The 12,715-nt window shown below is 38.0% G+C and carries 7 protein-coding genes and 1 pseudogene; 5 read left to right on the forward strand and 3 right to left on the reverse strand.

The annotated features are described in order from the left end of the window. Positions 1 to 307: 307 nt before the first annotated feature. The 4 genes and pseudogenes from LG402_RS14860 (at position 308) to cueR (ending at position 7,729) form a co-directional block, all read left to right on the forward strand. Complete coding sequence (locus tag LG402_RS14860; protein ID WP_166540879.1) at positions 308 to 1,993, forward strand: ShlB/FhaC/HecB family hemolysin secretion/activation protein; 1,686 nt, start codon at positions 308 to 310, stop codon at positions 1,991 to 1,993. Positions 1,994 to 2,026: 33 nt separating this feature from the next. Next, positions 2,027 to 6,760 (forward strand): calcium-independent hemolysin HpmA, encoded by a 4,734-nt coding sequence (gene hpmA / locus LG402_RS14865; protein ID WP_227335842.1) that lies wholly within the window; start codon positions 2,027 to 2,029, stop codon positions 6,758 to 6,760. 294 nt (positions 6,761 to 7,054) lie between these two features. Next, positions 7,055 to 7,141 (forward strand): annotated as a pseudogene (locus LG402_RS22380) (cation transporter); the annotation flags it as partial. A gap of 138 nt (positions 7,142 to 7,279) precedes the next feature. Next, complete coding sequence (gene cueR / locus LG402_RS14875; RefSeq protein WP_166540881.1) at positions 7,280 to 7,729, forward strand: Cu(I)-responsive transcriptional regulator; 450 nt, start codon at positions 7,280 to 7,282, stop codon at positions 7,727 to 7,729. A 90-nt stretch (positions 7,730 to 7,819) separates the two neighbouring features. On the opposite strand, the gene secA is transcribed toward cueR, so the two are convergent. Both secA and secM read right to left on the reverse strand, forming a co-directional pair. Continuing rightward, positions 7,820 to 10,528, reverse strand: coding sequence for a preprotein translocase subunit SecA (gene secA, locus LG402_RS14880; RefSeq protein ID WP_166540882.1), 2,709 nt, complete (start codon positions 10,526 to 10,528; stop codon positions 7,820 to 7,822). A 99-nt stretch (positions 10,529 to 10,627) separates the two neighbouring features. After that, complete coding sequence (gene secM, locus LG402_RS14885; protein ID WP_166540883.1) at positions 10,628 to 11,155, reverse strand: secA translation cis-regulator SecM; 528 nt, start codon at positions 11,153 to 11,155, stop codon at positions 10,628 to 10,630. Between the two features lie 45 nt (positions 11,156 to 11,200). Here secM and LG402_RS14890 point away from each other — a divergent pair, with 45 nt between their 5' ends. Then, on the forward strand, positions 11,201 to 11,716 hold the full coding sequence (locus tag LG402_RS14890; RefSeq protein WP_166540884.1) for a DUF721 domain-containing protein: 516 nt from the start codon (positions 11,201 to 11,203) through the stop codon (positions 11,714 to 11,716). Positions 11,717 to 11,750: 34 nt separating this feature from the next. Here the strand turns inward: LG402_RS14890 and lpxC are convergent, their stop codons facing one another. Then, positions 11,751 to 12,668: a UDP-3-O-acyl-N-acetylglucosamine deacetylase gene (gene lpxC, locus LG402_RS14895; RefSeq protein ID WP_036913397.1), complete on the reverse strand. Its 918-nt coding sequence runs from the start codon at positions 12,666 to 12,668 to the stop codon at positions 11,751 to 11,753. Positions 12,669 to 12,715 lie beyond the last annotated feature (47 nt).

Raw genomic sequence — 12,715 nt, forward strand, 5'->3', positions numbered from 1 at the left:
TAAACAGAGAGAAAAATAACATGATAGATTATAACTATGAAAATCAATGTTATAGATAGCATTCAATTGAATCATTTGTTTAATTAACACTATTATCAATATTAATCATTTTAGTTATGGCGATATTTTATGTTAAAAGAGATAAAAATTTATCTTTATTTCATTGATTTTTAATTTCTTTTCATATTGAGAGTGACTGGTATTTATTATTTTTAAATTAAAGATAATATAAAAACATTAATTATTATCTTACTATATTTAAGCCATATTATTTATATTTGAATTAATACCTTTATATTGAGGTAAAATGAGAAAAAAAGTTATTTTATTAACACTATTAAGTGGATTTTCAACCAGTGGATTAACAGCAAATGACGCCGGTTATTTAGGCTCGATGGGAGAATCGCGGCGCGCATTACAAGATAGCCAACGTGAAATAAATCAACTTATTGAACAAAATCGCTATCAGCAACTTCAAGAAAATGCATTAGAGGTTTCACCTACCCCCACACTTATTACTGAATCAGAACATTGTTTACCTATTAATGGTGTTTATGTTCAAGGAATTACTTTACTTAATGAAAAAGATCTTGATTCATTAACACCAATACCAGAGCAATGTATAAAAAGTGCAGACGTTAACCGATTAGTCAAAGAGTTAACTCAACGCTACCTTCAACATGGTTATATCACAGCCAGGGTCCAATTTTTACGCCCTAATGAAGAACAACAGCTTGGATTATATGTTATTGAAGGCTTTATTGAAAAAATACAGGGTGGTGACCGAGGTGTTAACACAACTTTACTTTTTCCTCATATTGAAGGAAAACCGCTAAAACTGTCAAAGCTTGATCAGGGACTTGATCAAGCTAACCGTTTACAATCCAATAAGGTCAAACTGGATATATTACCGGGTACACAATTAGGTGGCTCCATTATTCAGCTTACCAATCAACGCCAAGCGCCTTGGCACTTGAATATTTCAAGTGATAATTATGGGCAAAAAAACTCAGGACGCTGGTTAGTTCGAACGAATGCAAGCTTAGACAGCCCCTTGGGGCTATCCGATTTTATCAGCTTAAATACTAGCATCACCACAGACAATCCAAATGCACGTTTTAATCGTGCTTATACTCTACTCTATTCTTTACCTTATGGCGCATTAACATTAAGTGCTTTTGGTAGCTATTCAGAGTACGAATTTCATCAAGCATTACAAACACGTACGATACGTTTATCCGGGAATACCACACAAGTAGGTTTAAGGGGAGATTACGCTTTTTATCGTAGTCAAAAACAGATAGATACCTTAAACATGCAGATAACACATAAACGGATACGCAACTATTTCAGCCAAATCCGCTTAGATCTAAGTAGTCCAGCACTCACAACCGTAGAGCTAGGCATCAACCATTTACACATTATTTCCAACGGCGTTGTCAGTGTTAATTTAAGCGCAGAAAAAGCCATTGGTTGGTTTGGTGCAGACGGCTCACCTCATGTTGCTAATGGTGGTGGTAATGACTATCGCTTTACAAAAGTTAAACTTTTTGCCAATTGGCAACATCGCTTTTCATTATCGGATTCTACATTTTTATTCAATAGCGCTTTCATTGGTCAATATAGTCCTGACACCTTACCGGGAGTTGAATGGCTCAGTTTAACCGATAAAAATGCGATCCGCGGTTTTGATCAAAGCACGCTTTCTGGCGATAACGGAGGGTATTTACGTAATACCCTTTCTTATCCTTATCGAAGAAATACCTTTTCAATCACCCCTAGAATTGGCCTAGATGCAGGTCGTGTTCAACAACATGGCAACTATGAAGGATGGCGTAATGGTTATGGACTCAGTTCAGGCTTAAATCTTCAATATCAAAAAGCACAATTTGATATTGAAGTTGCTAAGGGGCATTTGCTTTACAACCAAACGAATTCCAATAAAACCAAAGACCCTACTCAAGTGTTAGTTAGATTTTCATATTTATTTTGATTCACACTCATAGCAATAAACGGAGAAAACTCTATGAACTCAAAAAATTTCAAGCTCTCTCCTTCGGGTAGGCTTGCTGCATCTTTAGCGATTATTTTCGTATCATTAAATGCATATGCTGGCGGTATTGTTCCTGATTCGGGCAATCAAGGACCGAATGTTTCATCAGTCAATGGTGGCACTCAAGTCATTAATATCGTTACACCAAATAGTGAAGGTATTTCTCACAACCAATATCAAGATTTTAATGTAGGCAAACCTGGCGCAGTATTTAACAACGCCTTAGAAGCCGGGCAATCACAACTTGCAGGGCAATTAAATGCCAACAGTAATTTAAATGGGCAAGCCGCGTCTTTAATTTTAAATGAAGTTGTTAGCCGTAACCCATCATTCTTATTAGGTCAACAAGAAGTCTTTGGTATTGCTGCGGAATATGTTCTGTCTAACCCGAATGGCATCACTTGTGATGGCTGTGGTTTTATCAATACAAGCCGGTCTTCTTTAGTCGTGGGTAATCCACTGTTTGAAAACGGTGAGTTAAAAGGATATAGCACACTTAACAACACCAATTTACTTTCTATTGGTAAAAACGGTTTATATGCTCCGGGTCTTTTAGATTTAATAGCGCCGCGTATTGATAGCAAAGGAAAAATAACTGCTGCTGAAATTTCAGCGTTAACAGGACAAAACACCTTCTCTCAACGTTTTGATATTCTTACATCACAAAAACCAACTTCTGCACTAGATAGCTATTTCTTCGGAAGCATGCAATCTGGTCGTATTCGTATTATTAATACCGCAGAAGGAAGTGGTGTTAAGTTAACTGGTAAATTCATTTCTGATAATGAATTAAGTGTAAAAGCAGATAACATTCAAACAGATAGTCAAGTTCGTTACGATAGTTTCGACAAAGATGGCAGTGAAAATTACCAAAATTACCGTGGTGGTATCGCAGTTAATAATAGTGGTTCAAGCCAAACTCTAACAAAAACAGAGTTAAAAGGTAAAAACATCACATTAATTGCTGATAATAAAAACCAAATCAAAGCCTCTGATTTAATGGGTGATGATATTTTATTACAAGGCGCTCATTTAACTGTTGATGGAAAACAGCTACAACAAAAAGAGACTGATACCGACAATCGCTGGTTCTATTCTTGGCAGTATGATGTCACTAAAGAAAAAGAACTCGTACAACAAGTTGGTAGCCATATTGATGCCAAAAACAATGCCACACTAACAGCAACTCAAGGTGATGTCACTCTTGAAGGTGCAAAAGTTAATGCAGGTAATACTCTGGCAATTAATGCCAATAAAGATATTAATATCAATGGATTAATTGAAAAAGAAAATCGCAGTGAAAATGGCTATAAACGTAACCACACTTCTCGTTTAGAGACAGGTAGTTGGAGCAATAGCCATCAAACAGAAACGTTAAAAGCCAGTGAATTGACTGCAGGTAAAACACTAGGCTTAAATGCTGAAGGCTCAGTAACAGCTCAAGGTACAAAATTACATTCTAATGAGAATGTTGTGGTTAACGCCAAAGAGAATATCAATCTTAATGTTCAAAATACCAACAATGATAAAACCGTGACCGACAATCATGTTGTTTGGGGCGGGATCGGCGGTGGTAATAATAAGAACAATAACAACAAACAAGAAGTCAGCCATTCAACACAATTAACGGCAGATGGACAACTGTTACTTGCGGCAGATAACAGTGTCAAAATCACTGGGAGCCAAGTCAAAGGCAATCAAGGTGCTTTTGTTAAGACAATCCAAGGTGATATCGTAATTGATAATGCAATTAGCGAAACCATCACTAAAACGGATGAACGCACAGGTACAGCTTTTAATATTACTAAAAACTCCCACAAAAATGAAACTAATCAACAACTTTCAACTGGTAGTGAATTAGTTTCTGATGCGCAATTAACTGTTGTCAGTGGGAAAGATGTCAATGTCATCGGTAGCCTAATTAAAAGTGCTGATGAGTTAGGTATTGAATCTTTAGGTGATATCAACGTTAAATCGACACAACAAACTACAAAAATCAATGATGAAAAAACATCATTAGAAATCACTGGCCACGCTAAAGAAGTTGAAGACAAACAATATAGCGCTGGTTTTCATATCACTCATACATCCAATAAAAACAATAGCACAGAGGCAGAACAAGTCGGCTCTACTCTCAGTGGTGGCAGTGTTAAAGTTCAAGCGGATAAAGATGTCACTTTTGCTGGTTCTGACCTAAAAACAACAGCAGGTAATGCCACCGTTTCTGGTGACAATGTTGCCTTTGTTTCAACAGAAAACAAAAAAGAGACTGACAGTACAGATAGAACCATTTCAGGTGGCTTTAGCTATACTGGTGGCGTTGATAAAATCGGTAACAAAGCTGATTTCCAATATGACAAACAACATACAACAACCGAAATCACCAAAAATAAAGGTAGCGAAACTCAAGTTGCGGGTGATTTAACTATCACTGCAAACAATGATGTAACCCACCAAGGTGCATCACACAAAGTTGATGGCGCTTATAAAGAATCAGGTGAAAATATTAATCACCTTGCCGCCAATGATAGTGCAACATCTAAAACAAATACTTTAAATGTAGGTGTCGATGTGGGTGTTAATCTTGATTATAGTGGCGTCACTAAACCAATTAAGAAAGCCGTTGAAGATGGTGTTGATGCTACTAATCCAGACAGCAACAAAGGTATTGATAAAAAAGTTACCTTTAGAGATGCCATTAGCAATCTTGCTAACTTAAGTAGCTTAGAAGCACCTAATGTGGGCGTTGAAGTTGGAGTGAAAGGTGGCGGAAGTCAGAAATCACAAAACGATACCCAAGCGGTTTCAACATCGATTACTGCTGGTAAAATTAATACTGACAGCAATAACACCTTACATGATCAAGGAACTCATTATCAATCAACCCAAGGTGATGTTGCACTAACTGCTAACACTCATACTAGTGAAGCAGCACAAAATAAACACCAAGGCTCCTTCCATGAAACAACAGGTGGTGGTCAAGTAGGTGTCAGCACCAAAACTGGCTCTGACATTACCGTAGCAATTAAAGGTGAAGGTAAAACCACTGACACTAGTTTAACGACAATAAAAGCTGAAGGTAGCCAATTTAACTCAGCAGGCAATATCAATATTAATGTACGCGAAGATGCACATTATGAAGGCGCTAAGTTTGATGCTCAAGAGGGTAAAACTGTCATTAATGCTGGCGGTGATTTAACGCTTGCACAAGCAACAGATACCCACACTGAAAGTCAACATAACGTAAATGGCAGTGCAAACCTGAAAGTAGGTACAACACCAGACAATAAAGATTATGGTGGCGGCTTTAACGCAGGTGGTGCAAATCATCAAAAAGATCAGACAACAGCAAAAGCGGGTTCAGTAAATGGTTCTCAAGGTATTGAGTTAAACTCAGGCCATAATCTGACTTTACAAGGCACTCATTTAACCAGCGAAAATGATGTTGCTCTGACCGCAACCAACAAAGTTGATTTCCAAGCAACTGAATCTCAACGTACTGAAACAGGTAAAAACTTATCAGGTGGATTACAAGCAGGATTTGGCCAAAAAACGGGAGAGAAATCCTCTTCTGTCAATGGATTAGGTGGCGCTGAATTTGCTATTGGTAAGCAAGATGAAAAAACAGTCTCGCGTGAAGGTGGCACAATCGCTAACCAAGGTAATTTAACCGTTAATGGTAGTTCAGTTAACCTTCAAGGTACTAAAGTTAATAGCAAAGATACGCAATTAACGTCTCAATCTGGAGATACTACACTCACATCAGCACAATCAACTGATTACAAAAACAATTGGGGTACTGATATTTCTTTAAATGGCAAACAAACCAATACTACGCCAAAAGAAGTGACTGAAGAAAATCCAGCAACCTCTATCCATAATATTGGTGGCAAAGTTTTAGTAAACGTTGAAGATCAGCAAAAATCTACTCACCAAAATGCCTCTGTAGAAACAGGCACATTAACTGTAAATAGCGATAAAAACCTCGCTCTTTCTGGTGCAAATGTTTCTGCGGATAATGTAACGGGTAATGTGGGTGGTGACTTTACAGTAACTAGCCAGAAAGACAGTGATCGTCATGTTAATGTTGATGTAAATGTCGGTTACAACCACAACAATGATCCTAAATCTAGCCAAGTTGATAAAACAGCCAAAGCAGGCGGATCATTGTTAGAAAATACGATCAAAGAGACTATTGATTCAGGAATTAAATCTGCAACAGATGTTATTTCTGATAAATACAATTCTCTTTCTTCCACTATTGCAGATAAAACCGGTATCAGTGGTGAGACAAAAGCAAAAATTGATAAAGGTGTTGGTACAATAGGTAACGGTATCAAAAATATCGTTACTGGAGCGGAAGGTCATACCGCCAATGCCGATATCAATGTCTCTCATATTGATAATGATGCTGTAGCCCAAACCTCGACCTTAACCAGCAAAAATGACATTTCATTAAATGTAAGTGGCACAACTAAACTTACAGGTGCAGAAGTGAAAAGTGAGCAAGGACAGGTTGATTTAGGTGGTAGCAACGTTCAATTAAATAATATTGAAGGCCATCATTATGAAGCGGGAGCAGATCTTGATCTGAAATCATCAGCCGTTGATTTAGTGAAACAACTGGCAGGTGGTGATTTATCATTAAAATCACCAGTTAAAGTCAATGAGACTGTAAACACAAAATCATCTATTTCTGAAAAGTAATAGATACCTGATAAAAGAGTAATGCCTATTCTTTTATAAGCCAACCCCGCTTGTTATTACAGTAAGCGGGGTTTTTATCTTTTTGTATTTTAGCCTTTTCTTCTCCCATAAATTTACATTTTCTAATATTCCAAATAGCCTTATAAAAACATAATCATTTGAATTAAAGTAAAAAATTACTCAACACTGTAAAAGATAAATAACACACAACCCTTGACCTTCCCCTAATGGTAAAGCCTAAGCTTTATTTCATACCATATTTAGAAGGGGAATTTTAATGAATGCGAAGACAGCATTATCTCTGCCAGCCGGCTGAGCTTACCTGTGGAAGGCATGACATGTGCTTCATGTGTTGGTCGTGTTGAACGAGCATTAAAAGCGCCCTATCATTGCCGTTACTGCCATTGAGCATTCTGGTTATAAAATAGATAGATCACCTCTATGACCAGACTCAATACTATAAAGCGACTATCCTATACTTATAAAAGCACGCTTCATTATTCTAATAAGGAAAATATGATGAATATTGGTCAAGCAGCAAAAAAGTCCGGTATTTCCAGCAAAATGATCCGTTATTATGAGCAGATTGGCTTAATTCCAAAGGCTATTCGTACTGGTTCAGGCTATCGAGATTACACAGATGCAGATGTGGCTTGCTTTCGTTTTATTCGTCATTCTCGGGCACTTGGCTTTTCAATCGAGCAAATATCAACGTTATTAGTTTTATGGAACAACAGAGAGCGAGCTAGCGCAGATGTGAAATCCATAGCCATTTCTCATATTGAAGAGCTTAACCGCAAAATAGCTGAACTTCAGCAGATGACACAAACACTAGAACATTTAGCAAAAGATTGCCAAGGTGACAATAATCCAAATTGTCCGATTATTGCAGGATTAGCGGCGACTGAAGAGACTTCTGAAAAGAGAATAACCAAAAGCCATCTCTCTCGCCTTCGCTCTTCAATCTAATTTATTTGTGATAAAAAAATCCCGCTTATTACTCAGCGGGATTTTCTTATTAAAAGCTCGATTAAATAGCTATTATCATCAGTTCGTCAATTAACCTAATTGACCATGACAATGTTTAAATTTCTTACCTGATCCACAAGGGCATGGTTCATTACGACCCACTTTTTTACCCGCAGCCACTTGACCATCAACCGCTGACATTTGAGATTCTTTTGTCACTTCATGGCTTAACTGCTGTTGTTTAGCTAAACGTTCTGCTTCTTCACGACGGCGACGTTCTAACTCTTCAACTTCTTCCGGTAAACGAACTTGGACTTTGCTTAGTGTGCTGATCACTTCGTATTTCAGTGATTCCAACATATTAGCAAACATCGCGAACGATTCACGTTTGTACTCTTGTTTTGGATCTTTTTGTGCATAACCACGTAAGTGAATACCTTGACGCAAGTAATCCATTGCGGCCAAGTGTTCTTTCCACAATGAATCTAGCGTTTGTAACATCACACCTTTTTCAAAGTTACGCATCATTTCAGCACTAACAATTTCTTCTTTCGCTTTATAGACTTCAATAGATTTTTCTAAAATACGTTCACGTAATGTTTCTTCGTGTAACTCAGGCTCTTTATCTAACCATTCTTTGATTGGTAAATTTAAATCAAAGTCTTTTTGTAGACATGCCGTTAAACCTTCGATATCCCACATTTCTTCCAGTGATTGAGGCGGAATGTAGTTATCGATCATTGTAGTGAAGACATCTTGACGAATACTGTCGATAGTTTCGCTTACATCTGCCACATCCAGTAATTCGTTACGTTGAGTGTAGATTGCACGACGTTGGTCATTAGCTACGTCATCATATTCAAGCAGTTGCTTACGAATATCAAAGTTACGGTTTTCTACTTTACGTTGCGCATTTGCAATTGCTTTAGTTACCCAAGGGTGCTCAATCGCTTCGGTTTCATTCATACCTAATTTACGCATCATGCCAGATACTTTATCTGAAGCAAAAATACGCATTAAGGAGTCTTCCATAGATAAATAGAAACGAGAAGAACCTTCATCACCTTGACGCCCCGCACGACCACGTAACTGGTTATCAATACGACGAGATTCGTGACGTTCAGTACCAATGATATGTAAACCACCTGAAGCTAATACTGCGTCATGGCGCTCTTTCCATTTAGCTTTGATTTCTTCAATTTGCTCTTCAGTTGGCTCTTCAAGTTTAGCCACTTCAGTTTGCCAGCTACCCCCTAACACGATATCAGTACCACGACCCGCCATGTTAGTTGCAATAGTTACCGCTGAAGGTAAACCTGCGTTAGCAATAATATCAGCTTCCATTGCGTGGAATTTCGCATTCAGCACGTTATGGTGAACATTCGCCTTCGTTAACGCATTAGAGATTTCTTCTGACTTTTCAATTGAGATAGTACCAACAAGTACAGGTTGGCCATTTTTGGTACGCTCACGAATATCTTCGATAATGGCAGCAAATTTACCTTGTTCATTCATATAAACTAAATCAGGCAGATCTTTACGCACCATTGGGCGGTTCGTTGGGATAACAATCGTTTCTAAACGATAGATAGAGTTAAATTCAAACGCTTCAGTATCCGCAGTACCCGTCATCCCTGCTAATTTTTCGTATAAACGGAAATAGTTCTGGAATGTGATTGACGCTAATGTTTGGTTCTCATTTTGGATCTTCACACCTTCTTTTGCTTCAACTGCTTGGTGTAGACCATCTGACCAACGACGACCTTGCATTGTACGACCAGTATGTTCGTCAACAATGATAACTTCGCCATCTTTAACAATGTAGTCAACATCTTTAGTAAATAGAGCGTGAGCACGCAATGCCGCTGTCACATGGTGCATTAACATAATATTAGCTGGTGAGTATAAAGACTCGCCTTCTTTCATCATGCCCGCATCTGCTAATAATTCTTCAATCTTAACCAGACCACGTTCTGTGATATTTACTTGACGTGTTTTTTCATCAACAGAGTAATCACCTTCGCCTTGGAAAGTATCTGAATCTTCTTTTTCTTGAGAAACCAAATGAGGGATCACTTTGTTCATTTGGATATAAAGCTCAGAGCTATCTTCTGCTGGGCCTGAAATAATCAGAGGTGTACGCGCTTCATCGATTAAGATTGAGTCAACCTCATCCACTAATGCATAGTGTAATTTACGTTGAACACGCTCTTGTGGGCTAAATGCCATATTATCGCGCAGATAATCGAAACCGAATTCGTTGTTAGTACCATAGGTGATATCAGCGTTATAGGCTTCACGTTTTACTGGTGGTGCCATATTCGGTAGGTTGATACCAACGCTTAATCCTAAAAACTCAAATAAAGGACGGTTATTTTCGGCGTCACGTTGTGCCAAGTAGTCATTGACGGTAACAACGTGAACCCCTTTACCTGATAACGCATTTAAATATGCCGGTAATGTTGCAGTTAATGTTTTACCTTCACCTGTACGCATCTCAGCAATACAACGTTCATTTAGCACCATACCACCGATTAGCTGCACATCGAAATGACGCATACCAAAGACACGTTTACTTGCTTCACGAACAGTTGCAAACGCTTCTGGTAAAATATCTTCTTCTTTTTCACCCTTTTTTAAGCGCTCACGAAACTCATCTGTTTTTGCTTTTAATTCATCATCAGTCAGTTTTTCAAATTCTGGCTCTAGTTTATTAATTTCAACAACTACTTTGCGCATACGGCGGATAGAACGATCATTACGGCTACCAAAAATCTTGGTTACAATTTTACCTAACATAAATCTTTATTCTCATTTATGGCGTGAAAACGCCGAAAAAAGCCTCTGTTTTATGTATTAACAGAGATAATCATAATCTTATTAGATTAAGTGACTCAATTAAGCAGTTAGGTAAGGCCCAGCGCGGATCCCACGGATTTGTGCAAGCCACAATCCGGTATGATAAGAAGTGGTGTTCTGTACTAAAGCATAGCCAGAAAGCGGTAAATGAGTTAATGCGGTTGATGATGTGTTTGTTAGTAACGCATACAGAGTATCAAGCATGACCTCTGCAACATTAGAAACAGGAGACGGCTCATCTTTGGCTTTAACCATCAATTCAGGAGAATTAATGGTGAACGCAAAAGAAAGCTGTTTAATAACATTTTTTACTGCATGCTGTTGCCAGTAATTAAAGGTGAAGGATGAGGCAGGATTCTGTACACTTTGACGTAAGAATAAGTTATCAAATGCAATGAGTGCCTGACTTTGACGATTCTGTGAAGAAGGTGTATCTGTTTGCTGTGGATTTTCGGCATGAGCAGACAACAGCGAAGGTATTCCAATACCTGCTGCTACCATCCCTAAAAGCAGATGCGACCAAAAATATCGCCTGCCAAACTGTCGCCAAAAACTTATAATGCTCATTAATCTTTGTTGCTCATTAATTTTTATTTTGTGGAGTCAAAATCTATGCGGGATAGTTACCCACAATCATTGGAAAAAATCTTCATAGAACTTGAAGGTTCCAATAAGAATACATTACAACTCATACAACAGCGTGCAACGATTTTACTAAAATTAAATCGCGCCGTCATGGCTCTTTTACCTGTTCCTTTACGAGATAAATGCCGTGTCGCAAATTATCGCAATGCTATTTTAATTATTGAAGTAGCAAACGCAAGTTGGTTAACGCGATTACGCTATGAAACTCCATCATTACTTTCTGCATTAAGACAAGAAATTTTACCATCCTTATCCTCAATAGACATCAAAATTAATCCGACTTTAGGAATAAAACCGGAAAAAAGATCTTTAATATCATCATTAAAAGAACAAGAGCCTACAAAGAGACGTCACTTGAGTTTAGAAAGTGCTCAATCATTAAGGTATTTGGCGCAGAAAAGTCCGAAGAAGTTAAGAGAGAAATTAGAACGGTTGGCTGCACTTGCCGGAGAGAGTACAAGTGCAACCAAAGATGAACGTTAATTAGAGATAATTAACGTGCTTTCCATTACTGGAATTAAGCAAAAACCATTGAGGGAGCTTTAAATGCCACTGGCATTTGTGCTTCGTCTTCAAATGTGACGAATTCCCATGCAGATTCTTTTGCTAATACAGCTTGGAGTAATTTATTGTTTAATGCGTGACCGGATTTAAACGCGGTAAATTCACCGATAATGTTATAGCCACACATAAATAAATCACCGATTGCATCCAACATTTTGTGACGAACAAATTCATCTTCAAAACGTAAACCATCATCGTTGAGAACACGATAGTCATCAACTACAATCGCACAATCGAAGCTTCCGCCTAAACACAATCCTTTAGATTGCAGATATTCAATATCACGCATAAATCCAAAAGTACGAGCACGACTAATTTGGCTCATGAAGGATTCAGCAGAAAAATCTAATTTATAACGCTGTGTACTTGCATCAATGGCTGGGTGATTAAAATCGATAGTAAAATCTAATTTGAACCCATTGTATGGACGCATTTCTGCCCATTTATCACCATCTTCTACACGTACTGTTTCTTTGATACGAATGAATTTCTTCGCAGTACGAAGTTCTTCAATTCCTGCATCAAGTAACAAGAAAACAAAAGGTGCTGCACTTCCATCCATTATTGGAATTTCAGGTGCATTCACTTCAATTACGATATTATCAATGCCTAAACCAGCCAGTGCTGCGTTTAAATGCTCAACGGTTGATATACGCACATCATCTTCGTTAACTAAGCAAGTACATAGCATAGTGTCACGAACTGATTTTGCGTCTGCTGGAAAATCCACCGGTGGATTTAAATCAGTACGACGGTAGATGACCCCAGTATTGGCTGGCGCCGGACGCATTGTAAGCGTAACTTTTTTACCCGTGTGAAGTCCCACACCAGTTGCTTGTACAATTCGTTTTAATGTCCGTTGTTTGATCATCATTTTATCTCGCAATGTTATCCGTCCTACCAATCATTATACTTATA

The sequence above is a fragment of the Proteus sp. NMG38-2 genome, from assembly GCF_020640995.1.
In the GTDB taxonomy this organism is placed as follows: domain Bacteria; phylum Pseudomonadota; class Gammaproteobacteria; order Enterobacterales; family Enterobacteriaceae; genus Proteus.

What these genes read in the sequence shown, in the direction of transcription:
- hpmA (WP_227335842.1), top strand. Translation starts at nt 2,027, where the DNA reads ATGAACTCAAAAAATTTCAAGCTCTCTCCTTCGGGTAGGCTTGCTGCA.
- lpxC (WP_036913397.1), bottom strand. Translation starts at nt 12,668, where the DNA reads ATGATCAAACAACGGACATTAAAACGAATTGTACAAGCAACTGGTGTG.
- cueR (WP_166540881.1), top strand. Translation starts at nt 7,280, where the DNA reads ATGAATATTGGTCAAGCAGCAAAAAAGTCCGGTATTTCCAGCAAAATG.
- secA (WP_166540882.1), bottom strand. Translation starts at nt 10,528, where the DNA reads ATGTTAGGTAAAATTGTAACCAAGATTTTTGGTAGCCGTAATGATCGT.
- LG402_RS14860 (WP_166540879.1), top strand. Translation starts at nt 308, where the DNA reads ATGAGAAAAAAAGTTATTTTATTAACACTATTAAGTGGATTTTCAACC.
- LG402_RS14890 (WP_166540884.1), top strand. Translation starts at nt 11,201, where the DNA reads ATGCGGGATAGTTACCCACAATCATTGGAAAAAATCTTCATAGAACTT.
- secM (WP_166540883.1), bottom strand. Translation starts at nt 11,155, where the DNA reads ATGAGCATTATAAGTTTTTGGCGACAGTTTGGCAGGCGATATTTTTGG.